Genomic DNA, 24,538 nt, shown 5'->3' with positions numbered 1-24,538 from the left:
GGGGCGTCAGTGCTCGAGGCGGTCGGCGGCGGCGTCGGAGCGGGCTTCGGCATCCGGCCGGATCAGCCGCCAGGCCATCACGACGGCGGTGCCCGCAGCCCCCACGACCACGGCGAGATCGAGCCAGAACCACGAGACCCCGAGGATCTGCGTCTTCTTGAAGGCGGTGGTCTGACCGAGCGCCCAGGCCTGCCAGGACATGAAGATCAGAAGCCCGATCGAGACGAGGCCCACGACGGCCGAGAGCGCGCGGTTCAGCCGCGGCGAGAGCACGGCTTCGATCAGGTCGATGGTCAGATGCTGGCGGTTCGCCTCGCAGGCGATGGCACCGACCATCACGATCCAGATCATCAGGAGGCCCGAGACCTCCTCGGTCCAGGCGATGGGCATGCCGAAGATGTAGCGCGCGACCACCGCTGCGGCGGTCATCACCACGAGAATGGCCACGCTCAGGGCTCCGAACGCGGAGGCGGCCAGGAAGATCAGACGCATTGGAAAACTCCGGTCGGAGGGGAATAGCAGACCGGCCGCGCGGGGAGGACGCGCGGCCGGCCGCGAGCATCACTCGGCGAGAGCCGCCTGGATCTGCTCGTAAAGTCCCTCGGACCACTCCGGGAACATGGTGTAGAAGGCCTTGGTCTTCTCGCGGAAGGCCTCGACGTCGGGCTCGGTCACGGTGACGCCCGCTTCCTTCATGGCCTCGAGCATCTTGGCCTCTTCCTGCGCCGCGAGCTCCTGGCTGTAGAGGCCCGCCTGATAGCCGGTCTCGTGCAGCATGGTCACCACTTCGGGATCGAGCGTCGAGAAATAGGCCTCGCCGCCGAGCCAGAGCGAGGTGTTGGTCAGGTAGCTGATCATCGACAGCTCCTTGGCCTGCTCGTGGAACTTGCCGCCGAAGAGGACGGGCAGCGGGTTCTCGACGCCGTCGATCACGCCCTGGGTCAGCGCCGGGTAGACATCCCCCAGCGGCATCGGGGTGGGCGTGGCGCCCATCAGCTCGAACGCCTTGATCTGCATGATGTTGTTGGGAACGCGGATCTTCATGCCGGCCAGATCCTCGGGCGTCTCGACCTTCTTCTTGGCCAGAAGCTGACGGGTGCCGTAGAGGTAGTTCGAGATGACGATATGGACGCCCTTCTCGCGCAGCGCGGCTTCCTTCTCCTTGAACCAGTCGCTCTCGTAGATCTTGAAGAGCTGCTCGGGGCTGTCGGTCAGGTAGGGGGCGAAGAGGATGCCGAGGTCCGGGTCGTAGTCGGTCAGGAAGCCCACGTCGGCGATGGTGATGACGTTGACGCCGAGCAGGCCCTGCTCGATCACGTCCTGCTTCGCGCCGAGCTGCGACGAGGGATAGAGCTCGAGGGCCACGTTGCCCTCCGAGGCTTCCTTCACGAGTTCGGCCCAGCGGTTCATCACGAGGTCGGTGGGTTCGCCCGGGTTGTTCTCGTAGGCGACGCGCACCACCACTTCCTGAGCGGCGGCCGGCAGGACGGCGGCGGCGCCGAGCAGCGCGGCAAGGGCAAGGGATTTCAGCTTCATGGGGTCTCCTCCCGTGGTGTGGATCAGCTGGCCGGAGCCGCCTGAGCCGCCAGCCGCGCGGAGGCGGAGGCGAGAACGGCGCCGGAATGGTCGAAATGGGCGTTGAGCGCGGCCGTCAGTTCGGCTGCGTCGCGCGCCCTCAGGGCCTCGATGATGCGCATGTGCTGCGCGTTCGATTCCTCGGTCTCGAGCGAGCGGGACTTGCCCACCTCGAGGTAGAATTTCAGCGGCACCGAGAGCACGCGATACATGCGGATCAGCACCGTGTTGCCGGTGGCCTCGATCATGGCCATGTGGAAATCGTAGTCGCTCACGGCCGAGGCCGAGACCGTGAGCGAGCGCACCATGCGCTCGTTGGCCTCGGCCATGCGCGCCAGCGTCTCGGGCGTGGTGCCCTGCACCGCCAGCGGCGCGGCGCCGGTCTCGACGATGCGGCGGAAGTTCAGCACATCGCCCAGCGTCTTGCCGGAATGATCGAAATGCTGCGCGAAGACCGAGAAGATCGGGTCGAAGTCGGGCTGGCGGACGCGGGCGCCGCGGCGGGTCTTCTCGATCAGCCCGAAGGCCTCGAGATGGATCATGGTCTCGCGCACCGTGTTGCGGGCCACGCCGAACCGCTCGGCCAGCTCACGCTCGTTGGGCAGGAGATCGCCCACTTCCATCCGCTCCACGATCTCGCGGCGCAGGGTCTCCCGGATGTCCTCGACGGCCGATTGTCCTGCCATGGCCTCCCCTCCGATGGCGCTTGGTCCTATGGTTGGACCAAAGTCGGCACATTCGATGGAGCAGGAGGGGCGGTGCTGTCAACCCGAATTTCTCGGAATGACGCAGGGTCTCTCAGGCGTCGGCCCAGGTCACCGAAGTCATCAGCGTGCGGTAGGCGGTGGCCAGATGGGCGTCGAGCGCCGCCGCGGCACGGGGCGCGTCGCCTGCCAGCACCGCCTCGACGATCGTCAGATGTTCGTTCAGCGCCGCACGGTTGCGGCGCGCCTCGTCGCGCTTGTTCCAGCGATAGTGGAAGTGGACGATGATCGAGATCGTCCGGCTGAAGTCGAGGATGAAGCGGTTGCGCGCGGCGCGGCAGAGCAGCCGATGGAAGCGGGCGTCGAGCGCGGGAAAGGCGGTCAGCTCCTCCTCGGGACCGGCGGACAGGGCCTCGTGCTCGGCCCTGATCGATTCGAGTTCGGCCCTTAGCGGCCCGCCGGGCGCGGCGGCGGCCAGAAGGCCGCGCAGCGCATGACGCTCGAACATCTCGCGGACGGCGAACATCTCCTCGGCGAAGGCACGGGTGAAGCCCTTCAGCACCCAGTGCCGGTTCGGCTGCTTCTCGATCAGGCCGAAGGGCTCGAACCGGATCAGGAATTCGCGCACCGTGGCGACCGGCACTCCCAGCCGCCGCGCGAGGTCCGATTCGTGGAGGAGCGTGCCGGGCGGCAGGTCGCCCTGCAGCACCCAGGCGAGGAAGGGTTCCTCGACCAGTTCCTGCCGCGGGCGGGTCTCGCCCTCGTCGAACCGGTCCGACGGGGAGGGCGCGCGCAGCACCACCTTGCGCCGCCCTTCCCAGGACAAAAGGCCCGCTTCGGCCAGATGGGTCAGCACCGCCCGCACCGTCGTCCGACTCGCCTGAAGCTCGGCGGCAAGCTCGCCCTCGGAGCCCAGTTCCGCCCCCACCGGCAGCCCGGCCAGCCGGTCGAGCAGCCGATTCACCAGCATCTTGAACAGGTTCCTGTCGCGCGCCATGCCTTCCCCTTCGCCCTCGGGCCGTCCGCAGGAATTGATTTGACGCGAACGGTTCTTATTAAATAAAAAACACCCGCAGCGGACAAGCCGCCGCGTCGTTCTACCGCCTCCCTCCATGCGAAAGTGTCCCATGAGCCTGATGAAAGCCCTCGTCTGCGTCGAACCCGGCCGGTTCGAGCAGCAGGACCGCCCCCGCCCCGAAGCCAAGCCGGGCCACATCCGGGTCAGGATCCTGCAAGTGGGGATCTGCGGCACCGATTATCACATCTACGGCGGCCACCAGCCCTTCCTCGCCTATCCGCGCGTCATGGGCCATGAGCTGTCGGGCCGCGCCATGGAGGCCTCGGCCGACGGGCGTATCGCCGAGGGCGATCTCGTCGTCATCAATCCCTATCTCACCTGCGGCACCTGCCGCGCCTGCCGGGCGGGCAAGCCCAACTGCTGCGAGAACATCGCCGTCCTCGGCGTCCATACGGACGGGGGCATGTGCGAGGAGATCGTGGTGCCCGAGGGCAATGTCTACGGCGCCGAGGGATTGACCGAGCAGTCGGCGGCGATGGTCGAGTTCCTCGCCATCGGCGCCCATGGCGTGCGCCGCGGCGGGGTGCGCGCGGGCAGCACGGCGCTTGTCGTGGGGGCAGGCCCGATCGGCATCGGAGCCGCGCTCTTCGCGGCGATCGAGGGGGCCGCGGTCACGCTGCGCGACACCTCCGCCTCGCGGCTTGCGCTGGCGCAGAAGGTGCTGCCCGAGGCCCGGATCGAGCTTGTGGGCGAGGAGGCCGCCGAGGTCTACGACACCGTCTTCGACGCGACCGGCAACATCCGGGCGATGAACGCGGGCCTCCAGTATGTCGGCCACGGCGGCGCCTATGTGCTCCTGTCGGTGGTCAAGGGCGATCTGTCCTTCGCCGATCCCGAGTTCCACAAGCGCGAGGCCACGCTGTTTGCCAGCCGCAATGCGCTGAAGAAGGACTTCGAGCATGTGATCGCGCAGATCCGCAACGGCCGCGTGCCGGTCGAGGCGCTGGCGACCCATGCCACGAGCTTCGAGGACGCCGTCACCACCCTGCCGCTCTGGGCCGAGGACCGGGGCACCCTCATCAAGGCGATCATCCGTGTCTGACATCCGCACCCCCGTTCTCCAGTTCGGCACCTCGCGCTTCCTGCAGGCCCATGCCGACCTGTTCTTCTCGGAGGCCGCCGAGCCGCGTGCCGTGACCGTGGTGCAAAGCTCGGGCGATCCGGCCCGCGCGGCCCGTCTGGGGGCGCTGGCCGCGCCCGAGGGCTTCCCGGTCGTGATCCGCGGCCTCACGGAGGGGGTCGCCTCCGAGACCGAGACCCGCGTCACCTCGGTCAAGCGCACGCTCTCGACCGCGACCGACTGGGACGCGCTGACAGCGATCTTCTGCGCCGAGGTCGAGCTCGTGATCTCGAACACGGGCGATGCGGGCTATCAGCCGCGCCCGGCCGATTTCGACGCGGACTTCTCGCAGGAGATGAGCTTTCCGGCCAAGCTCTTCCATCTGCTCGCCGCGCGCTTTGCCGCCGGCGCGCGCCCGCTGACCATCATGCCGATGGAGCTCGTGCCCGAGAACGGCCGCGTCCTGCGCGAGCGGCTTCTGGCCATCGGCACCGGCAACCGGGCATCGGCCGCGCTGATGGACTGGATCGCGGGCCTGCCCTTTGCCAACAGCCTCGTGGACCGGATCGTGTCCGAGCCGCTGGAGCCGGCGGGTGCGGTGGCCGAGCCCTATGCGCTCTGGGCCATCGAGCGCGCGCCGGGGATCGCCGCGCCCTGCGCCCATCCCGCGGTGCAGCTGGTCGACGATCTCGAGGAGATCGAGCGGCTGAAGCTGCATGTGCTGAACCTCGGGCACACGTCGCTGGTGGATTTCTGGAAGCGCCGCGGCGGCGCGCCCGATGCGCTGGTGCGCGAGCTGATGGACGGGCCCGAGGGTCGCGCGCTGCTCGAGCTTTACGAGACCGAGGTCCTGCCGGGCTTCGCCCACAAGGGGCGGGGGGACGAGGCGCGGGCCTATCTCGAAGTGACGCTCGACCGGTTCCGCAACCCGTTCCTCGATCACCGGATCGCCGACATCGCCCAGAACCATCCCCAGAAGGCCGAGCGGCGCATCGGCGCCTTCCTCGACTGGGTGGGCCGCTCCGGCCCCGACATGCCCGACCTGCACGCCATCCTGAAGAGAGCCCGCGAATGACCGCCAGCCGCCCCGCCTTCATGCATCTGAGCCCTGCCGACACGGTGGGCATCGCGCTCCGCGCGCTCTCGGCGGGCGAGGAGGCGCTGGGCGTGACGCTCGGCGCCGACGTGCCGCTCGGCCACAAGTTCGCGGTGACAGCGATGCCCGCGGGCGCGGCGGTGGTGAAATATGGGCAGGTGATGGGCGTGGCCACGGCGGACATCGCGCCGGGCGATCATGTCCACAGCCACAACTGTGCCATGTCGGACAGCCATTCGGACAGGTCCGACGCCAGGGGCACCCTTCACGCCGCGCCCGCGCGGCAGACGTTCGAAGGGTATCTGCGCCCCGACGGGCGGGTGGGGACGCGGAACTACATCGGGATCATGGCCTCGGTGAACTGCTCCTCGACCGTCTGCAACGCCATCGCCGACGCCGCGAACCGCACCCTCCTGCCGCGCTTTCCGGGTATCGACGGCTTCGCGCCCATCGTCCACGATCAGGGCTGCGGCATGGCCAGCGCGGGCGAGGGGTTCGATGCGCTCGTCCGCGTCCTCAAGGGCTACCGCGACCATCCGAACTTCGGCGGCGTGCTGATCGTGGGACTGGGCTGCGAGGTCAACCAGCTCACGCTCTACAAGCGCACCGACTGGACCGAGGAGCGCATCGGCATCTTCAACATTCAGGACGTGGGCGGCTCGGCCTCGGCCGTGCGCCGCGCGCTGGACCTGCTGGAGCCGATCTGCGCGGCGGCCAACGAGGACCGGCGCAGCGAGCAGCCGGTCTCGAAGCTGGTGCTGGGGATGCAGTGCGGCGGCTCGGACGGCTTCTCGGGCATCACCGCGAACCCGGCGCTGGGCGTGGCCTCGGACATGCTGGTGGCCGCCGGAGGCACCTCGATCCTGTCCGAGACGCCCGAGATCTACGGGGCCGAGCATCTGCTGATCGCGCGTGCCGACGCCGAGACGGGCCGGAAGATCGAGGGCATGATCGACTGGTGGCGCGACTATGCCGCGAAGAACGGCGCCTCGCTCGACAACAACCCGTCGCCCGGCAACAAGCGCGGCGGTCTGACCACGATCCTCGAGAAGAGCCTCGGCGCCGTGGCCAAGGGCGGGCTTTCCCCGCTTGCGGGCGCCTTCGCCTATGCCGAGCCGATCCGCATCCCGGGCTTCGTCTATATGGACAGCCCCGGCTACGATCCGGTGGCGGCGACGGGGCAGGTGGCCTCGGGCGCGAACCTCATCGCCTTCACCACCGGGCGCGGCTCCTGCTTCGGCGCCAAGCCCGCGCCCTCGATCAAGCTCGCCTCGAACAGCGACCTCGCCCGCCGGATGCCCGAGGACATGGACATCGACTGCGGCGTGGTGATCGAGGAGGGCGTGAGCCTCGAGGAGATGGGCCAGCGGATCTACGACCTGCTGCTCGACACGGCCTCGGGCAAGAAGTCGAAGTCCGAGGAATTCGGCTACGGCGACAACGAGTTCGTGCCGTGGAAGATCGGCGCCACGCTCTGAGACGACCCTGCGGGGCAGGCGGATGCCGCTTGCCCCGCCGGGCCGGCTGCCGGCAAGATGGGCGAGGAGGATCGCCTTGGCTCATCCCGCATCCCATCCCGTCCGTCGCAGCCCCGGCAGCCGTCTGGCCGGGATCCTCCTGCTTGCCGCCACGCTCGCCCTGTCGCTCTCGACCTATCAGGGGGTGCGCTATGCGAGCCTTGCGCGGCTCGATACCGAGATTCAGGACCGGCTGACCGTCGCGCGCCATGCCGTCGTCTCCGAGATCGAGCGGTTCCGCTATCTGCCGGGCCTCGTCGGGCAGGATGCGCGGGTGACGGGGCTCTTGCAGGGCGAGGCCGCGGCGGAGGCTGCCAACGGCTATCTGCGCCGCGTGCGGGACCTGTCGGGGGTGGACGAGATCTATGTGATCGACCCCTCCGGCACCACGCGCGCGGCGAGCAACTGGAACGAGCCCGGCAGCTTTCTGGGCCAGAACTACGGCTTCCGCCCCTATTTCCGCCGGGCGCTGGCCGAGGGTGAGGCGCGCTATTACGCGGTGGGGGTGACGACCGGCAAGCCCGGCTATTTCCTCGCCTCGCGGCTCGGGCCCGCCGACCGGCCGCTGGGGGTGGCTGTGGCGAAGGTGGATCTGGCCGGGCTGCAGGCCACCTGGGTCCGTGCGGGCGAGGCGGTGGCGCTGGCCGATCCTCTGGGCGTGGTCTTTCTGGCCGGTCCGCAGGGCTGGCTCTATCGCCCGCTCGCGCCGCTCGATCCGCAGAGCCGCGCGCTTCTGCACGCCGAGCGCCGCTATGCCGGACTGGCCGTGGACGAGGCGCAACCGCTCGGGCCGGAGATGGCGACCGATGCGGGACTTGCCCTGCGGGTGGCCGATGCGGCCATCGCCCCCGACGACTGGCGTCTTCTGGTGGGGCTGCCCACAGCCCCCGCCCTCGCCACGGCGCGGCTCTCGGGGCTGATCGTGGCGCTGGCGGGGCTCCTTGCCTCGGCGGGCCTTCTGGCCCTGCACGAGCGCCGCCAGCTGCTGCGCGAGCGGCTGAACCAGCACGCGCTCCTCGAACAGGCGGTGGCCGAGCGGACCGAGGCGCTGGCCCATGAGATCGAAGAGCGGCGGCGGGCCGAGCACGAGCTGCGCGAGACCCACGAACATCTCGTCCATGCGGCGAAGCTCGCGGTGCTGGGGCGGATGTCCTCGACCATCGTGCATGAGGTGAGCCAGCCGCTCTCGGCGCTCGAGGCGACGCTCGCCGCGGCCGAGCTGCATCTCGGCCGCGAGAACCCCGAGCGGGCGCTGCGCTCGGTCCGCTCGGGGCGCGACCTGCTTCTGCGGATGCAGAAGATGGTGAAGGCGCTGAAGAGCTTCGGCTCGCGCCAGCGGCTCGATCCGCCGGAGCCCGTCGACATGGGCACGGTGCTGGCGGCCGCGGCCGAGGTGCTGGCGCCGCGGCTGCGCGAACTCGGCGTGAGGCTGGAGCTGCCGCCCGCCGAGGTGCTGCCGCCGGTGCGGGGACACGCCGTGCGGCTCGAGCAGGTGGCGACCAACCTCATCCTCAACGCGGCCGAGGCCACGGCCTCGGGCGGCGGCAGGGATCCGGTCGAAGTGCGGCTCGAACCCCTAGCCGAGGGGCTGCGGCTCACCATCGCCGACCGCGGGCCCGGCATCCCCGAGGCGCTGCGCGAGAAGATCCTCGAGCCCTTCTTCACCACGCGGACCACGGGTCTCGGGCTCGGCCTCTCGATCGTGCGCACCATGCTCGAGCAGATGGCGGGGTCCCTGAGCTTCGCCGAGCGGCCGGGCGGCGGAACGCTGACGCAGGTCGATCTCGCGCTTTACGAGCCGGGCCGGGAGGCGTTACGCAGACGCGCATGACCCGCGGCTCCATCGCCTTCATCGACGACGAACCCCGGCTGTGCGCCGCCGCGGCCGACTGGCTCGAGGCCTCGGGCTTCGAGGTCGAGACCTTCACCGACGCGGCGCTGGCGCTCGGCCGGATCGAGCCTGCGCGCTGCGACTGCGTGGTGACCGATCTCAGGATGCCGGGCCTCGACGGGCAGGAGGTGCTGGCGCGGCTGCGCGCGGCCGACCCGGACCTGCCGGTGATCCTGCTCTCGGGCCACGGCGACGTGCCGGTGGCGGTCGAGGCGATGCGGATGGGCGCGCACGACTTTCTCGAGAAGCCCTATGGCGCCGAGCATCTGGTCGAGGTGCTCGACCGGGCGGTCGACTTGCGCCGGGTGCGGCGCGAGGCGCGCACGTCGCGCCGCTCCGATCTCGCCTCGGCCCGGATCGAGGGCCGCCTCGTGGGCGCCTCGCCCGCCATCGCCGCGCTGCGTCGGATGGTGCAGGACCTGTCGGACGTGGCGGTGGATCTGCTGATCCGGGGCGAGACCGGCTCGGGCAAGGAGGAGCTCGCCCGCACCTTCCACGATTTCTCGCGCCGGGCGCGGCGGCCCTTCGTGGCGATCCATTGCGCGGGCCTGCCGGAGGCGCAGTTCGAGGCCGAGCTCTTCGGGCACGAACGCGGCTATCTGGCCGGAACGGCCGCCGCGCGGATCGGCAAGCTCGAACATGCGAGCGGGGGCACGATCTTCTTCAACGAGATCGAGGCCATGCCGCTCTCGCTGCAGTCGCGCCTGCTGCGGGCCCTGCAGGAACGCGGGGTGGAGCGGCTGGGGTCGAACGCGCTGCGCCCGGTGGATCTGCGGATCATGGCGGCGACGCGGGTCGATCTGCTGGCCGAGGTGGCGGCGGGCCGGTTCCGGGCGGATCTCTACTACCGCCTTTCGCCCGTCACGCTCGATCTGCCGCCGCTGCGCGAGCGGACCGAGGATATCCCGCTCCTTTTCCTGCGCTTCGCCGAAGAGGCCGCGGCGCGTTTCGGACGTCCGGTGCCCACGCTGCGCGAGGCCGATCTGCGGGCGCTGCGCGGCGAGAGCTGGCCGGGGAATGTGGGCGAGCTGAAGGCCGCCGCGGAGCGGGCCGTGCTGGGGATGCGCCCGCCAGCGATCGCCGCGGAGCCTGAGACCCTGCCGCTGCCCGAGCGGATGGCGCGGATCGAGGCGGGCCTCATCGCCGAGGCGCTGGAAGAGTGCGGCGGCTCGTCGGCGCTGGCCGCCGACCGGCTTGGACTCCCGCGCCGGACCCTGAACGAGAAGATCGCGCGCTACGGGCTGCGGGCCAGCTGAGCGGGCGGAATTCCGCCAGAGACGCAGGCCTTCTGGCGGTTAATTGCCAGGAAGCGGGCGCCGGGGGAGGGGGAGACGGTCAACAACCGTCTGCGCAACAAGGGGAAAATGCCCGCGCTCGGCCCTCATGCGCAAAATGCCACACGCATTTGCCTGCGATGCGTGGGTTGCTCACTCTCCAGGCAACGATCATGCAAGGGAGGAAATCGCATGTTCCGCCGCACAACCCTGTCCGCGGCCGCTGCCGCTGCCGTGCTGAGCCTTCAGCCGCAAGTGGCCGCCGCGCAGGAATTCATCAACGTGCTGACCGGGGGCACCTCGGGCGTCTACTATCCGCTGGGCGTGGGCCTGTCGGAAATCTATGCCGAGAACATCGAGGGCGCCCGCACCCAGGTGCAGGCGACGAAGGCCTCGGTCGAGAACCTGAACCTGCTCGCGCAGCGCAAGGGCGAACTGGCCTTCGCTCTGGGCGATTCGGTGACGCTCGCCTGGGAAGGCAACGAGGAGGCGGGCTTCCCGCGCCCGCTGAAGAACCTGCGCGCCATCGCGGCCATCTATCCGAACTTCATCCAGATCGTGGCCGACGCCTCTTCGGGCGTCACGACGCTCGAGGATCTGAAGGGCAAGACGCTCTCGGTCGGCGCGCCCGCCTCGGGCACCGAACTCAACGCCCGCGCCATCTTCGGCGCGGCGGGCATGAGCTACGAGGATCTGGCCAAGGTCGAATACCTGCCCTATGCGGAATCGGCCGAGCTCATCAAGAACCGGCAGCTTCAGGCGACGCTGCAATCCTCGGGTCTGGGCGTGGCCTTCATCAAGGATCTCTCCTCGACCCACGACATCAACCTCGTGAGCATCCCGGCCGAGGTGGTCGAGAAGATCGGCGCGCCCTATCAGCCCGCGGTGATCCCGGCCGGCACCTATTCGGGGCAGGACGCGGACGTGCCCACGGCGGCGGTGGGCAACCTGCTCGTGACGCATGAGGATGTGAGCGAGGAGACCGCCTATCAGATGACGAAGCTGATGTTCGACAACCTCGACCGGCTGAAGTCGGCCCATGCGGCGGCGGGCAACATCAAGCCCGAGACGGCGATCGAGGCCCTGCCGATCCCGCTGCATCCGGGCGCGGAGAAATACTACCGCGAGATCGGCCTGATCCAGTAACGGCATCTGCCGCGGCCCGGGCGGCATCGCCCGGGCCCTTTCCCGTCGCTCCGGTTCGAGGCTCGGGCCTCGCCGTCGCGGCCCGGTCCTTTCGGAGACAGCCATGTCCGCACCCTCTGCCGCCCCCGGGGCGGCCTCTTCCGCCGTTCATGCCCCCGATGTCCACGAGGAAGTCACCGAGGGCCTGCCGCCCGGCTTCGGCCCCGGCATCATGGGCAAGGTGGCCTTCTGGATCGCCGTCGCCTTCTCGCTGTTCCAGCTCTGGACCGCAGGCTACGGCACGCTGCCGAGCCAGGTCGTGCGGGCGATGCATGTGGGCTTCCTGCTGCTTCTGGGCTTCGGCCTCGTGGGCAACCTGCTTGCGAAAACCGCGGTCACGCGGGCGATCTTCTGGGGCCTCGGGCTGATCGGCTTCGGCACCGGGATCTACAACTGGGTGCTCTACGAGGAGCTGATCCGGCGCACGGGCTTTCTCACCCATGCCGATCTCGTGGTGGGCACGGTGCTCGTGGTGCTGGTGTTCGAGGCCAGCCGCCGGCTGATGGGGTGGCCGCTCGCCATCATCGCGGGCCTCTTCCTCGCCTACTGCTTTCTCGGCCAGCACATGCCGGCGCCCTTCATCCACCGCGGCTACGATTTCGAGCAGATCGTCGAGCATTTCGCCTTCGGCACGGAAGGGATCTACGGGACGCCGATCTATGTGAGCTCGGCCTACATCTTCATCTTCGTGGTCTTCGCGGCCTTCCTCGAACGGGCGGGGATGCTGAACCTCTTCAACGATTTCGCACTGGGCCTCGTGGGCGGCGTGCGCGGCGGGCCCGCACAGGTGGCGGTGCTTTCCTCGGCGCTGATGGGGACCATCTCGGGCTCGGGCGTGGCCAATGTGGTGGCCTCGGGCCAGTTCACCATCCCGATGATGAAGCGCTTCGGCTTCAAGCCCGCCTTTGCCGGCGGGGTCGAGGCCACTGCCTCGATGGGCGGGCAGATCATGCCGCCGGTGATGGGGGCCGTGGCCTTCATCATGGCCGAGACGCTGAACGTGCCCTATGCCGCCGTCGTGCAGGCCGCGATCCTGCCCGCGATCCTCTATTTCGGCGTGGTGTTCTGGATGGTCTGGCTTCAGGCCGGGCGCGACGGGCTGCGCGGCCTGCCGCGGTCGGAGCTGCCCAATCCGTGGCATGCGGTGCGTGACCAGTGGCCGCTGATCCTGCCGCTGGCCGCGCTCGTCTATCTGCTCTTTGCAGGATACACGCCGATCTTCGCCGGCACGATGGGCCTTGCCCTCGTGGCCGTGCTGATCCTCGGCACGCCGCTTGCCGCCATGATCGGACCCACGGCCTTCCGGCTGGTCTTCTGGGTGGCGCTGGGTCTTGCCGCCGCGGCCTTCCTGAAGCTCGGCGTCAACTTCCTCGTGCTGGTGATCGGCCTTCTCGTGCTGGCCTGCGCCCTCTTCAAGGGCGCGCGCCCGACCATCGGCATCCTCCGCGACGCGCTGGCGCAGGGCGCGCGCAACGCGCTGCCGGTGGGCATCGCCTGCGCCATCGTGGGCATCGTCATCGGCACGCTCACGCTGACGGGTATCGCCTCGACCTTCATCGGCGCGATCATCGCCATCGGGCGGGACAACCTGTTCCTGTCGCTCGTCCTCACCATGATCACCTGCCTCGTCCTCGGCATGGGGATCCCGACCATCCCGAACTACATCATCACTTCCTCGCTCGCGGGGCCGGCGCTTCTCGATCTCGGCGTGCCGCTTCTCGTGAGCCACATGTTCGTCTTCTACTTCGGCATCATGGCGGACCTCCCCCCGCCGGTGGCGCTCGCCTGTTTCGCCGCCGGTCCCATCGCCAAGGCGCCGGGGCTGAAGATCTCGCTGCAGGCGGTGCGTCTGGCGGCCGCGGGCTTCGTGATCCCCTTCATGGCGGTCTACACGCCGTCGCTCATGCTGCAGGACGGAGGCGCCATTGCCGAGGCCTGGGGCTATCCGGTCGAGGTGGTCTACATCTTCCTCAAGGCGGTGCTGGCCATCGGCCTCTGGGGCGTGGCGGTCGTGGGGCAACTCTTCGGGCGGGCGACGATGCTCGAGCGGGCGCTTGCGCTGGCGGCCGGAGTGTCGCTGATCCTTGCCCTGCCGGCGACGGACGAGGTGGGCTTCGCCCTCGCGGCGGGGACGGTGCTCCTGCACTGGCTGCGCGTGCGGCGCGCGGCCCGGGCCGCATGAGCCTCTGCGTGGCGGCGGGGGCGGCGGTGCTGTCTCTGGCCGCCTCGAGCTTCACGCTGAGCTGGACCCATTCGGTCGAGCATGTGGAGTGGTGGGAGCGCTGGGAGGTGACCGGGGCAGGACTGCGCCCGGTCGAGGCCCGGATCCAGGGCTCTGGCGCAGGGATGGAGCTTCCGCCGGATGGCTGGCGCGAGGCCGACGGCTGGCACTATGTGCCGCGCCTGCCCCCTCAGCGCGAGGTGCGGCTCGCGGCCTCGGGCGTGACGGGCGGAGGCTGGCGGCTCTGCGCCGCCGGCCGCTGTCACGAGCTGGGGGCCCGGGCGACCGAGGGGATCCGCCTCTGGCAGTCGGTGGACTGCGGCTGAGCGCAGCGCCACCCGGGCCAAGCGCCCTGCAGGCCAGCCGTCACATCCGGCGAGGGGGCGGCTTCGGGTTCGGCAAGAGCACAGCCAGGCCCGCTCGACCGGATGCCTGGTGCTTGGCAGGCGACAAGGCCAGGTTTCGTCCGTAAGGAGCGGCGAGGATCCGGCACATGATGACCTTGATGCCGGATGCGGTTACCCTGCGAGTCACATTTCGCGGGTCGGAAAGGAGCCGCCATGCGCCTCTGGCTTTCTCTCTGTTTGACAGTCGCGGCAACGTCCGCCGCAGCGCAAGCCAGTTTCGACTGCTCGCGCGCCGGCACGACGGTGGAACATGCCATCTGCGGCGATCCCGCTCTCGCCGCGCTCGACCGCGATGTCGCGCAAGCCTACGGGGCTCTGCGTGCCGGGCAGCCCTCGACCGTCCGCGATCAGTTGCTGGCCGAGCAGCGGGCATGGCTCGCCGCCCGCGATGGCTGCGGCAGCGATCGCGCCTGTCTCAGCGCCGCGATGCAGAACCGCCTCGCCGCCCTCCACGCCAGCGGTACGTCGGCAGCGCCGCCGTCGGACGGTTTCACCGGCCTCTACTGCTCGGAGGGCGCGGTGATGGGCATGCAGCTCGTGGGAAGCTCGCTGCGCTTCGATTTCATGTTCTTTTCGGGCATGCACTCCTGCGGAACGCCGATCCTGACCGGCCAGCGCATCGGAGCGGGCTGGACCGCCGTCGACGGGGCCTGCCGGCTTCACGTCACGGTCGAGGGCCCGGACATCGTCGTGCGCACCGACACCCCGGCCGCCTGCAAGGAAGCCTATTGCGGCGCCCGGGCGGTGATCGACGAGTTCCACATGCCCTATTCGGCCCGGCGCCCGGTCGCCGATCCGTTCATCGGAAGTGCCGGCGAGCGGTCGTGCTGATCCTGTGCATGGCCAGAAGGGCGGGGCAGGCGGCGTGACACATCTCGCGCGGCTGATCTCGGACCTGTTGCCGCAAGGCAGCATGTCGGCGGGACGAGCCCGCGATGTGCGGCCGGCGCCGACAATGTGCAGCAGGACGGCGTGACGGAGGCAAGTCACGTCTTCTGCAGTGACATCGGCTGCCCCTGACCGGGTGCGCATGGAAGCCGCCAGTCCGGCCTTGATCGCCCGATCCCACTGCGGTTAGGCTCCGGCATCGACCGAGTGGTAACTAGGGTTCCGGGCGATCCGCCGCAGGACCGAGCGTTGCAGAGACCGGGGGAGTTCTCCGGGCCAGCACCCAAGGGACAAAAGCCCAGGGGAGGAGACGTCGAGATCAACCGCGCCGATGGGCGCATAAGGGGGTCTCCATGACGCTTGCCTCGCTGCTTCTTGTCGTTCTCGCATCCTTTATCCATGCCAGCTGGAACCTGCTCGCCAAGACGGCCGCATCGGTCGGGCCGGTCTTCGTCTTTGCCTACAACCTGATCGCCTGCGCGGCCTACGCGCCATGGGTGCTGTATCTGCTGATCCACGGCGGCATCGTCTGGACGTGGGCCGGCATCGGGTTCGTCCTGCTCAGCGGGCTGATCCATCTGGCCTACAGCCTGTGCCTGCAGCGCGGCTATCAGGTGGCCGATCTGTCGGTGGTCTATCCCGTGGCGCGCGGGACAGGGCCGATGCTCTCGACCCTCGGGGCGTTCCTGATCCTCGGCGAGAGACCCTCCGGCGCCGGTCTGATCGGGCTGGCCTTGGTCGTCGCCGGGATCCTCCTGATCGCCACCCGGGGCCGACTGGCCGCCTTCACGCGCCCCGGCGGGCAGGCCGGGGTCCGCTGGGGCACAGCGACAGGCGGCCTGATCGCGAGCTACACGGTGGTCGACGCCGTCGCGGTGACGGCGCTCGGCATCGCGCCGGTGGTGCTCGACTGGTTCTCGAACCTGCTCCGGTTCATCCTGCTGCTGCCGCTGGTGATCGCCGATCCGCGTCGCGCCCTGAGCGCGATGCGCGGGCACTGGGGGGCCGCGGTCGGAGTGGGCCTTCTCTCTCCGCTCTCCTACATCCTCGTGCTGGCTGCGCTGAGCGGTGGCGCACCGCTCAGCCTCGTGGCTCCGATGCGCGAGATGTCGATGATGGTGGGGGCCCTGATGGGAATGCTGATCCTGCGCGAGGCGGTGGGCCGGTGGCGGCTGGTCGGCTGCGGAGTGCTGATCGCAGGCGTGATCCTGCTATCGTCGTCCTGATGCGCTGCCTGCACGTCGAGGAGCCGTCTGCGGAGCCTGAGACAGCGCCTTTCCCTCCAGCATCACCACACGGAGCGCGTGGGAGCCGAAGTGGAAGGTGGCCATCTCGGGTTTCGCTTCGGGTGCAGCTTCGGGCTGCACCACTTCGGGGGCCTGAGCGGGAACCGGGAGGGCCGTGGCGATTGGTCTGAAGCGTTGGTCTGAGGCTACCGGCCTCTTCCCTCTAACTGCCCGTAATCGCCTGCGAAAATGCCCTTCGGAAGGCAGTGGCGGAGACGAAGGGATTCGACCCCTCGAGACGGTTTCCCGCCTGCACCCTTAGCAGGGGTGTGCCTTCGACCACTCGGCCACGTCTCCGCTGACCGATATATTTGCCAAACCCACGAAGAACAAGCGCTTTCTTCCCCGCACTCCGGAGGGCACGCAAGTTCATGTTTTCCCGTGTTTTCACAGAAAGCTGGCGAACTGCACGCGACTTTCGTGCAAAATCCGTGCAGCTAGTTCACGCCATGTTCAGCCACGGGTGCAGGGGCTCTGCTAGCGATGGCTGAGGATCTGGCGAAGCAGCTGCGCGACATCGCGGTCAATGGTGACAGTCTCTTCTCACGGCGCTACTTCCGCACGCTTGACGGATGCGGCGGGAGCGTTGGACTTCGGGCCGATCCACAAGGTTCAGTGCGCCGCCGCGCGATCCCTGTACTCCGGCTTAAGTGATGATCTCTATGGCGACCCCGGCAGGACCTCTGCAATCGCTGATTTTGCTTAGGAATTTCGGTAAATCGGGCTCCTCCGGCCCTCTAGAAAATCAATGACTTAAAGGGCAGGCTGTAAACGCCGAGGCTGGCCGCGGAGGCGCTGCGTCTTCGGCCGCTCTCTGTCCGCGCCTGCGCGCCGTGCGCCGGCCATTCACATCGACCATGTCCACTGGACTGTCGAGCGGATCGAAGGGACGGGGGAGGAGAAGACCCGCACCGGCCAGCTGCACAGTGGAACAAAACGCAACAATGCCCATCCGGAGGGAGCATTCCGCGAAAGCCACACCTCGGCATCGACCTGCACCACCCGAATAGGGGTATCGGCGTCTCTCCAGCGCGATGCTATGGTGAGCCCCTTTTCCGCGGTTCATCTGCCCTGGATCGCGGAAAGCGGGGCCGCAGGATGCTGGCGGGAGTGGAGATCCTGCGGCCCCACGCTCATGGCCACTCCTGCCAGTTTGTCGCATCCTCTCAAGATGAGGTAATGATAAGGTTCTCGCAGCCACCGAGGCCGCCCCTAACGACCTCGACTGGTCAGGCCGCGGGCTCTCACCACCGTTAGCCCGCGGCTGCCTTAGCTCTACCGGTGCGGCAACCTGTCTCACACCCGAATTCAGTAATCTACTTCATCTTGATGGTGCGCCTTCGGTAAGGCCGCGGGGATGTGACTACCGGCTGAGACCTTGCGGCCGCTTCTCGCTCCACACACACAAGCCGTCCAACCGTGGCTAAGCACCTTCTTTTGAGAGTGCTTCAGGAACCTTAGGATGGCCGGCCATCCAATAAGGATGCTGGGGGAAGTTGAGGTGGAGGATGCCGGATGTGGTTGCTAGCGTGCGGCACGCCGCCGAGTGACGCCCCTGCGCGCTCGCTGGTGAGGCCGCGGACTAGCGCCAGGAATGTCCGCGGCCGCAGCCCGCTGCGTCAAAATATCGCAGCAATTATGGGCAGAGGCGGGCGACCCGTCAAAAAAACGTAATAGGTTCTTCTTCAGGTGCGATATCTCAAGTGTCAGCCGCCGACAGCTGTCCCAAGCGATTCGTGTGGTCAGGCCGCGGTTTTGCCGTGAAAGGTTCGACCGCGGCCGTCAATCTCCGTCAAGAGTTTGCCCGTTCGTACGGAAGTTCCACTCCATCCGCAGGCACGGCCGACACTGTTACAGCAGTGGCAGCATCGCGGCCGCTTCCATCTCGACGAATGTCGAAGGTAGGTCCCTCGCGCTGAGGCGTGAAGGTCTGGATCCAGCCCTTTGCTGCCCCTCATGTCCCGCGCAGCATGACGCCAAGCGTCGACACGAGGGGCGGGGAGCGGCCTGACGTTGTTGCGGCAGAGCAGCCGCAGCATTTGGGTAGAGCGGACGCTCGAACACGGAACGGTATCTCCGGTACCGGATCGGATGGCCCTTCAGCGTGATACCCACATCTTGACCTTGCGGATGTGCGCCACGGCTGCCCGCGCATCGCGAATGCCACACCCCTTGCAGGCGGTATTCCGTTGACGGAACTCAGCATTTCGGCAAGCTAGGTAAAGAGCCGACGCATATCGAATGCTGGGCATGATCAGTTGGGGGTGATACGATGGGCGACTGGCGTGAGTATGTGGACTTAATCAGCGGCGCGCTTGGCTTCATCTTGGGGTGTGGTTTCACAATGACAGTGCAGAAGTTCCGCCAGGGCCGTAACTCCAGCTACTCAGATCAACGCAACTCCCGCGTAGGCGGCGATCAAGCTGGCCGGGACATCCGCAAATCGTGAACCTCCTAGGTACCGCCACTGATCTCAGCCAGTCCAACGTCAACGGCGACCAGGCTGGTCACACCATCACAAAGTACGTTACGGTCTACAACCAAATCGATACCTCTAGACCGTCCCAGATTGGACGGCTATTGCGGCTCTTGGCCGACCAAATTTCAAACAACGACTCTATGATCGGATTTGTCGACGAGCTTCAGTTCTTCATCGACAATAGAGGTGGAGAGACGGTCGTTGGGCTCGAAGAAAAGCTGAGGATCTGCGGTAGAGCAAGCACGTACCATGATGCTCGGAAGAAGAAAGAATTCTTTGCAAAGCTTCTACTAAAATACGAAAGATTTTCGAGCGCACAGCAACTCTTTGCGTACATTATGGCTGCAATCCACGAAACTTTCGAAGGTAAGATTACCCCATCGATAGAGTTTCTAACACAACGAGAAGTCGATGATCTTATTGAAAGCGAGATCATTGACAAAATCATGATGGAATTAGGCGAGGGGTCGGATCACATTACCCTGAACAAAACGCATTTGAAGGGCATGATTTACTGGCTTGCCGACAAGTGCTATGTAAGGTGGCACCGTGATTAACATCACCTACCTCCCGGCGAGCGATCCGTTTCATGCTGTCTTCCGCATGTTTGTGCTTTTTCCAGACGAAAATGCGATCCACTGTGGACTAGATACCGCTCGAATCTTAGATTTTTACCTATGCTTTCCATCGCTGATATGTGAATTCAGAAGTCCCAAGGATATCGTCAAGCTCCACAATGTCCTAAAACGTAAATATACCCCAAATTCCTATCAAGAGACACCTAGGCCTGCAGTAATGTTTAGGCGCATGAGTGCGGCGCAGAGTGCGGCGTCAAGCAGTCTTCACTCTTACGGGTTTTTCGATCATGACGCCTTCACAAACGGCCGCGTGGCTAGAACACCGCTGGCTATCCCGGAAAGGTTATCCGTAGCTGTCCGCGAGCACAGGCGAGACAATTCTGAGTTGGTCGCATATCTCGATGACCTGAAGTCGCGGAGCCTGCTCGGCCCAGATGGGCTTCGCGCGCGTAGCAAGCTTGAGGAATTCAGATATGACGATGTTTAAGCCAAATCTCCGTGTTGAGCGCCTGCAGGTTACCGCAGGCGGCAGGGTGGCGTACGATGAGCGCTTCCACGCAGGCTTAAATATAATTCGCGGAGAGAATAGCTCCGGAAAGTCCACCATTATGGATTTCATTTTCTACGGACTAGGTGGGGACCTTAGCGACTGGCGCGAAACCGCCATCCGATGCGACCTTGTAACATTGCAAGTCACACTAAACGGGAGAACGGCAACCTTTTCTAGAGAAATAAGCGACCAAGGCGGTCGGCCGATGCGGATCTTCTTTGGATCTATAGAAGAAACGCTGGACGCAAGCCGCGAGCAATGGCAGATCTATCCGTACTCGAGGGGGGCTAAAGACAGCTTTTCTCAGGTTATCTTTCGCTTTCTCGGACTTCCCGAAGTCCAGTACGCAGAGACCGAGACGAAAATCACTATTAATCAGATTCTACGGCTCCTTTATGCTGACCAGCTGAGCCCAGTGGAGAGACTATTTAGACCTCAAAGATTTGATGACGCCATTACGCGACAAACCGTTGGCGAACTCCTATGCGGGGCATTTAGCTCCAAATTCTACAATGCTCAAATCCGGCTCGGCCAGGCCAGCAAAGAATTTGATGTCGCAGACGCTCAGATGAAAGCTCTAATCAGAGCCCACGGTGTAGATGGGAACCCACTTACAGTGGAATGGTTCACGGCTGAGACCGCTAATTACAATAGGCAGCTCGAACTCACGAACGATGAAATCACGGCTTTGGAAGAAAAGATATTCCACGCCCAATTCGATGATCGGCTAAGCCTCAACGATCAGGAGGAAACATACAGTCGGATCGTTCTTTTACAGGCGACATTGGCTAGGCTGCAAGAGGAAATTGACACCCTAGAGCTGGAGAGGGCCGATTCGCTCCAATTCATAGAGGCAGTTGATGAAAAGCTAACGCAACTAAAGCAGTCAGACGCCGTAATTGACGAGCTAAAGGTCCTCGAGTATGATTTTTGCCCGGCGTGCCTTGCTCCGATCGAAAACCATCGCATCGAAGGCGCATGTGGCCTCTGCAAAATGGCTCATGACCCCCGTGAAACCAAAGCAAGGTCCCTGAAGCTCATCAATGAATTTGCTCGGCAGCGGCAAGAATCCCAAGAAATACAGGAAGGGCGAGCGACTGAAATTGAGAGGTTGCGGGAGCAACTTGCAACGACGAGAGCTTTGTGGGAGCAAGCATCACGGCACTATCAAGTTGCCGTTCGATCACCAACAACGGAACTCCGCCTAAAGCTTCGGGAGCTCAACAGGGCAGCAGGGTACTTAATGCGCAGGATCGAAGACCTGGCCAGCAAAGCGGGTGTTATTGAGCAGATGGCGGCCTTGTCTAAGACCACCGAGAGCCTTCGGACAGAAATTCATGGCCTCAAGTCCATTATTGAAGCCGAGAAAAGGCGGAACGCCTCTCAAGTTGCGAGAGCGAAAACTGCAATCGCAGACATCGTTGTGGAGTTCTTGAAGAGAGATTTAGCGAGGCAAAGCACGTTCCAAAACGCGGAGACAGTTACATTCGAGTTCGACGCTGATCGGATCGCGGTCAATGGAGACAGTTTCTTCTCAGCCAGCTCGATGGTTTATCTCAAGAACAGCTTTCTGGCTGCCTTCTGCTTTGCGGCAGCACAAGACACATCATTCAACCACCCCAGATTCCTGCTAATGGATACCGTCGAGGACAAGGGAATGGAGCCTTTGCGCAGCCAAAACTTCCAGAAGCTCCTCTTCCAGTATTCGAAAGATGTTGCTTCTGAGCATCAAATAATTATAGCTACCTCCATGATTGCGCCAGAACTGAACACTCCCGACATCACTGTCGGTGAGTTCTACTCGCACGATCGGAGGACGCTGACTATTCAGGATGCTTCCACATGAGTAAGCCTGTCAAGTTGAGTGACGGAACATCCTTCCCGAAAGTTCACCTCGCGCAAGCTCATTTCAGGGGGATATTGAGATCAGAAGCTACCGGCACCCACTTGAGCGAGGTCGATGCAAATATTGTCTTAACCTTATACAAGGACTACTGCACCGCCACGTCTTGGCCAATTGAGGACATAATTATAGGCTTCCGCCGAGGCACTGAGACGCGTCGATCAAAAGGCAAGCCAGTTGAAACTGATTGCTTCATTGTTCTTTTCAGCAAAGGCTCGGAGTGCTCGTTCAGCTTCCTTAAAGCGTGTTCAGCCATTGCATCCAGAAATCAGACAGAGTGTCTTCCTTAGGACGTTCGGGAAGGCGCTCAGTACATTCTAAGAGACTGAGGATGCAAATGAGCGGTGGCGGCGTCGACTGTCCGCTAGCGGTCGTTAATTGCTGCCTTCATGGTCGGGGCCTTACTGCGAGGCAAGACGAACGGCAGCTTTGGAGAGCGCGGCGCAGCAGCATCCTGTCTCGGCGACCAGCGGCTCAGGCCGAAGCTTCCTGCTGCGACCCGGCACCGCGGACGGGCGGGTAGTCGTCTCGCGGCACCGCCGCATGGCGAGCGCGGCAAAGTTTTTGGAGCGATCGCTGGAGAGAAATGCAGCGATTACCTTCCAGACAACCAGAAGCTGCAAGGAAAGCGGATAGCCAAAGTGGTGCGGCCATCTCAGCGAATAGGGTGTAAGCTATCTGATGGCGAACTACTGGTCTTTTGATGCCCACGGCAGTTCTTCCCGGACGAAACGTTTATAGGCGCACTTGCGGGCGCACTTCTTCCCCCGAACCTTATTCCATAGTGTCGCGATCCAACCGCGCGCCTCGTTTTTTACCTTCTCCCACTCTTCCTTGAGCATGAACTGGGAGTGACGAACGAACTTCTTCTCTTCTTTTCGGAACTCGTCGCCCGATTTTTCGGTGGCTTCAACGAGGATTCTGAGATGCGCGATAAGGTTTTTGTCGATGCCGCCCTCGTCTGCGGGATTTAGCTGAAGGGAGATGAGTGAAATAAGGCCATCGGCCTTATTTCTCTTCTCGTCATAAGCTAGGCGAGTTCGCGTCTCGTTGTTTATCGCGGCACACACTTGCAGCAGCTCTGCGATATTCGACCGAAGCTTTTCAATCCACTTCGATCTTTCCGCCGTCACAGAAGAGATGTAAACTGACCTGCGACCCGTCACAAAAGCACTGAATGCGGAAAAAATCACGCCGCAAACGGCGATGATGGCGGCGCTGATGGTCGCCGCCGCCCCCGGATTAGCCTTAATCCATGAGATTATTTCAGTCAGATCTGCAGTCATGAGTCACCCGCCCAACATCTCGTCATCGCTTTCTACGCTGGCGATGACGAGAGAGGAAGGAGCCTGTGCTTCAGCATCATCGCTGCGGACGCCACACTTATGGACTAAGGCCATCGACGGCCGCCTCTTCGAGGACTGACAAAGAAGCCGGCCATCCTGCGACTAGTCGCCCCTGTCGCGCGGAAATAACCCATTAACACAGGTCGGCAGTGACCGCTCCAAGGCAGGTGGTGTGAGAATTTCCGCGACGGCGATGCGTCCGCTATCGGAAACGCCTCCAATCAGCATCATGCCTAGGCCAACGTCCGAAAAGGGCAGGGTGCGCTATCCTGCCGCGCTCGGCGACGTGCCAGTGGCGGTCCGTTGTCTGCGCATTGCAGTCATAGGGGCGCGGCGGATTGCCGCGCCCGTAGCGGGCCAGATGCTCAGAGCTTGGCCGCCTGAGCGAGCCTGGACCGGACCAGCGCATCGAGCGTGCTCGCCGGCGGGGCCAGCTGTTTCAGCGCATCCGGCACCGAATCCCGGACATAGCTCGCGACGAACTCAGTCGCCGCATCGGGGGCAAGCTTCCGCGCCACCGCCACCCGCGCAGCGGTCATGATCGCCGAATGCAGCGCCTCGCGGTGCTGGGCTTCGATCTGAATCCCGGTCCAGCGCTGGAAGCGGACGGTCGCGAATCCGATCAGGGCGGTCAACACCACGCCTGCCAGATCGAGAAGGCTGGGCGTCAGCGCGGTCAGGAGGTCGCTGCCGGTCGAGGCGGCGGCCGGCAGCGCGAGCATGGCGACAATGGCGGCCGAGACTGCGAAGCGCGCCAGAGCGGTCAGCAGCGGCAAGCCGACCAGCAGGATGAAGACCAGCGCGCAGAGGGCGAGCATGAGCACGAGGGGCGCCAGAGGTGCGGGGACGATGATCGGGGACATGGGCTTTCTCCTTCAAAGGCGGGCGAACTGGAAGTGCATCCAGTCGCGGTTGCAGGCGCGGCCGAGGCTCGTGGCCCCGGCGGCTTCGACGATGGTCCAGAAGGGCTCGTAGGCGGGTGCGGCGAAGCTCGCGCGGTCGCGGCCCCAGCGGAGCGGGTTGCGCTCCGGGTCGAGGTCGACGGCGATGCCCCAGGCATGCATCGAGAGGGACGAGCCGCCGCGCATGGGGCGGTGGTTGAAGCAGCCGCCGAAGAGGTTCAGCCGCAGGCTCTCGAACTGGACGGCACCATAGTGCGCCACCGCCTCGCGGAAGATCCGCGTCATGGGCGCGGCCACGAGCCTGTGGCAGCGGAAGCTCGTGATGCTCGTGGTGAGATCCCACGCCAGCCGGAACGGGATCGGCAGCTCGACGATCCCGGCGGTGCAGTCGGGACCGCCCGCGACGCCGTAGAAGGTCGCCACCAACTCCTGCCGCGGGTAGGCCCCCTGGGCATCGGCCACGCCATGACCCGGAAGGGTCGCCCGTTCGACGGCCGCGCGCACCGGCCCGGAGGCCCAGGCCGTCAGCGCCTCGCGGGTGTTGGGCCCGAGGAGCCCGTCGATCCGGCCGGGCGCGTGGCCGAGCCGTGCCAGCACC

General features: G+C 65.4%; 20 protein-coding genes and 1 tRNA gene. 13 read left to right on the top strand and 8 right to left on the bottom strand.

What is annotated here, in order from left to right; translation table 11 throughout:
- Positions 1–6 precede the first annotated feature (6 nt).
- The 4 genes from A9O63_RS06435 to A9O63_RS06420 form a co-directional block, all read right to left on the bottom strand.
- Positions 7–492, bottom strand: coding sequence for a TRAP transporter small permease (locus A9O63_RS06435; RefSeq protein ID WP_002722378.1), 486 nt, complete (start codon positions 490–492; stop codon positions 7–9).
- Between the two features lie 69 nt (positions 493–561).
- Complete coding sequence (locus tag A9O63_RS06430; RefSeq protein ID WP_069331180.1) at positions 562–1,536, bottom strand: C4-dicarboxylate TRAP transporter substrate-binding protein; 975 nt, start codon at positions 1,534–1,536, stop codon at positions 562–564.
- Between the two features lie 23 nt (positions 1,537–1,559).
- Entirely contained in the window at positions 1,560–2,261 is a 702-nt protein-coding gene (locus A9O63_RS06425) for a FadR/GntR family transcriptional regulator (RefSeq protein ID WP_069331179.1), read from the bottom strand.
- A 112-nt stretch (positions 2,262–2,373) separates the two neighbouring features.
- Positions 2,374–3,276, bottom strand: coding sequence for a GntR family transcriptional regulator (locus tag A9O63_RS06420; RefSeq protein ID WP_069331178.1), 903 nt, complete (start codon positions 3,274–3,276; stop codon positions 2,374–2,376).
- 130 nt (positions 3,277–3,406) lie between these two features.
- Here A9O63_RS06420 and A9O63_RS06415 point away from each other — a divergent pair, with 130 nt between their 5' ends.
- From A9O63_RS06415 to A9O63_RS06370, 10 genes are all read left to right on the top strand, one after another.
- Positions 3,407–4,399, top strand: coding sequence for a zinc-binding alcohol dehydrogenase family protein (locus A9O63_RS06415; protein ID WP_069331177.1), 993 nt, complete (start codon positions 3,407–3,409; stop codon positions 4,397–4,399).
- Positions 4,392–5,492, top strand: coding sequence for a mannitol dehydrogenase family protein (locus A9O63_RS06410; RefSeq protein WP_069331176.1), 1,101 nt, complete (start codon positions 4,392–4,394; stop codon positions 5,490–5,492). The genes A9O63_RS06415 and A9O63_RS06410 overlap by 8 nt, the downstream gene beginning before the upstream one ends.
- Positions 5,489–6,991, top strand: a complete 1,503-nt coding sequence (locus A9O63_RS06405; RefSeq protein ID WP_069331175.1) for a UxaA family hydrolase — start codon at positions 5,489–5,491, stop codon at positions 6,989–6,991. The genes A9O63_RS06410 and A9O63_RS06405 overlap by 4 nt, the downstream gene beginning before the upstream one ends.
- A gap of 76 nt (positions 6,992–7,067) precedes the next feature.
- Entirely contained in the window at positions 7,068–8,861 is a 1,794-nt protein-coding gene (locus A9O63_RS06400; RefSeq protein ID WP_069331174.1) for an ATP-binding protein, read from the top strand.
- Entirely contained in the window at positions 8,858–10,177 is a 1,320-nt protein-coding gene (locus A9O63_RS06395; RefSeq protein WP_069331173.1) for a sigma-54-dependent transcriptional regulator, read from the top strand. Before A9O63_RS06400 ends, A9O63_RS06395 begins: the two co-directional genes overlap by 4 nt.
- A 210-nt stretch (positions 10,178–10,387) precedes the next feature.
- Positions 10,388–11,341: a TAXI family TRAP transporter solute-binding subunit gene (locus A9O63_RS06390; protein WP_069331172.1), complete on the top strand. Its 954-nt coding sequence runs from the start codon at positions 10,388–10,390 to the stop codon at positions 11,339–11,341.
- A 103-nt stretch (positions 11,342–11,444) separates the two neighbouring features.
- A complete protein-coding gene (locus A9O63_RS06385; protein WP_069331171.1) occupies positions 11,445–13,562 on the top strand; it encodes a TRAP transporter permease in 2,118 nt (705 codons plus the stop codon).
- Complete coding sequence (locus A9O63_RS06380) at positions 13,559–13,927, top strand: DUF1850 domain-containing protein (RefSeq protein WP_069331170.1); 369 nt, start codon at positions 13,559–13,561, stop codon at positions 13,925–13,927. Before A9O63_RS06385 ends, A9O63_RS06380 begins: the two co-directional genes overlap by 4 nt.
- Before the next feature lie 234 nt (positions 13,928–14,161).
- Complete coding sequence (locus A9O63_RS06375) at positions 14,162–14,839, top strand: lysozyme inhibitor LprI family protein (protein WP_069331169.1); 678 nt, start codon at positions 14,162–14,164, stop codon at positions 14,837–14,839.
- A gap of 410 nt (positions 14,840–15,249) precedes the next feature.
- Positions 15,250–16,122: a DMT family transporter gene (locus A9O63_RS06370; RefSeq protein WP_069331168.1), complete on the top strand. Its 873-nt coding sequence runs from the start codon at positions 15,250–15,252 to the stop codon at positions 16,120–16,122.
- Positions 16,123–16,389: 267 nt separating this feature from the next.
- Here the strand turns inward: A9O63_RS06370 and A9O63_RS06365 are convergent.
- Positions 16,390–16,479: transfer RNA gene (locus A9O63_RS06365), tRNA-Ser, on the bottom strand.
- A gap of 2,148 nt (positions 16,480–18,627) precedes the next feature.
- Here A9O63_RS06365 and A9O63_RS06360 point away from each other — a divergent pair.
- From A9O63_RS06360 to A9O63_RS21870, 3 genes are read left to right on the top strand one after another with little or no spacing between them, the layout of a single operon-like run.
- On the top strand, positions 18,628–19,218 hold the full coding sequence (locus A9O63_RS06360; RefSeq protein WP_069331167.1) for an ABC-three component system protein: 591 nt from the start codon (positions 18,628–18,630) through the stop codon (positions 19,216–19,218).
- Between the two features lie 46 nt (positions 19,219–19,264).
- Positions 19,265–19,726 carry an ABC-three component system middle component 5 gene (locus tag A9O63_RS23705; RefSeq protein ID WP_412841972.1) on the top strand — a complete coding sequence of 154 codons (462 nt, stop codon included), beginning with the start codon at positions 19,265–19,267 and terminating at the stop codon, positions 19,724–19,726.
- Positions 19,713–21,635, top strand: coding sequence for an AAA family ATPase (locus A9O63_RS21870; protein WP_167354610.1), 1,923 nt, complete (start codon positions 19,713–19,715; stop codon positions 21,633–21,635). Before A9O63_RS23705 ends, A9O63_RS21870 begins: the two co-directional genes overlap by 14 nt.
- Before the next feature lie 746 nt (positions 21,636–22,381).
- Here A9O63_RS21870 and A9O63_RS22640 read toward each other — a convergent pair.
- The 3 genes from A9O63_RS22640 to A9O63_RS06345 form a co-directional block, all read right to left on the bottom strand.
- Positions 22,382–22,978 (bottom strand): hypothetical protein, encoded by a 597-nt coding sequence (locus A9O63_RS22640; RefSeq protein WP_141703047.1) that lies wholly within the window; start codon positions 22,976–22,978, stop codon positions 22,382–22,384.
- A 425-nt stretch (positions 22,979–23,403) separates the two neighbouring features.
- Complete coding sequence (locus A9O63_RS06350; protein WP_069331165.1) at positions 23,404–23,901, bottom strand: hypothetical protein; 498 nt, start codon at positions 23,899–23,901, stop codon at positions 23,404–23,406.
- A 12-nt stretch (positions 23,902–23,913) separates the two neighbouring features.
- The coding region (locus A9O63_RS06345; protein WP_205631825.1) for a M15 family metallopeptidase at positions 23,914–24,538 on the bottom strand (625 nt) is incomplete at its 5' end.

It is taken from the genome of Cereibacter johrii, from assembly GCF_001720585.1.
GTDB classification, from domain to species: Bacteria; Pseudomonadota; Alphaproteobacteria; order Rhodobacterales; family Rhodobacteraceae; genus Cereibacter_A; species Cereibacter_A johrii.
This window is presented reverse-complemented; position numbering and strand designations above follow the sequence as displayed.

Coding starts and splice junctions, on each gene's coding strand:
- A9O63_RS06390 (WP_069331172.1), top strand. CDS start 10,388: ATGTTCCGCCGCACAACCCTGTCCGCGGCCGCTGCCGCTGCCGTGCTG.
- A9O63_RS06370 (WP_069331168.1), top strand. CDS start 15,250: ATGACGCTTGCCTCGCTGCTTCTTGTCGTTCTCGCATCCTTTATCCAT.
- A9O63_RS06395 (WP_069331173.1), top strand. CDS start 8,858: ATGACCCGCGGCTCCATCGCCTTCATCGACGACGAACCCCGGCTGTGC.
- A9O63_RS06375 (WP_069331169.1), top strand. CDS start 14,162: ATGCGCCTCTGGCTTTCTCTCTGTTTGACAGTCGCGGCAACGTCCGCC.
- A9O63_RS06435 (WP_002722378.1), bottom strand. CDS start 492: ATGCGTCTGATCTTCCTGGCCGCCTCCGCGTTCGGAGCCCTGAGCGTG.
- A9O63_RS06420 (WP_069331178.1), bottom strand. CDS start 3,276: ATGGCGCGCGACAGGAACCTGTTCAAGATGCTGGTGAATCGGCTGCTC.
- A9O63_RS06430 (WP_069331180.1), bottom strand. CDS start 1,536: ATGAAGCTGAAATCCCTTGCCCTTGCCGCGCTGCTCGGCGCCGCCGCC.
- A9O63_RS06350 (WP_069331165.1), bottom strand. CDS start 23,901: ATGTCCCCGATCATCGTCCCCGCACCTCTGGCGCCCCTCGTGCTCATG.
- A9O63_RS21870 (WP_167354610.1), top strand. CDS start 19,713: ATGACGATGTTTAAGCCAAATCTCCGTGTTGAGCGCCTGCAGGTTACC.
- A9O63_RS06405 (WP_069331175.1), top strand. CDS start 5,489: ATGACCGCCAGCCGCCCCGCCTTCATGCATCTGAGCCCTGCCGACACG.
- A9O63_RS23705 (WP_412841972.1), top strand. CDS start 19,265: ATGTTTGTGCTTTTTCCAGACGAAAATGCGATCCACTGTGGACTAGAT.
- A9O63_RS06385 (WP_069331171.1), top strand. CDS start 11,445: ATGTCCGCACCCTCTGCCGCCCCCGGGGCGGCCTCTTCCGCCGTTCAT.
- A9O63_RS06380 (WP_069331170.1), top strand. CDS start 13,559: ATGAGCCTCTGCGTGGCGGCGGGGGCGGCGGTGCTGTCTCTGGCCGCC.
- A9O63_RS22640 (WP_141703047.1), bottom strand. CDS start 22,978: ATGACTGCAGATCTGACTGAAATAATCTCATGGATTAAGGCTAATCCG.
- A9O63_RS06415 (WP_069331177.1), top strand. CDS start 3,407: ATGAGCCTGATGAAAGCCCTCGTCTGCGTCGAACCCGGCCGGTTCGAG.
- A9O63_RS06425 (WP_069331179.1), bottom strand. CDS start 2,261: ATGGCAGGACAATCGGCCGTCGAGGACATCCGGGAGACCCTGCGCCGC.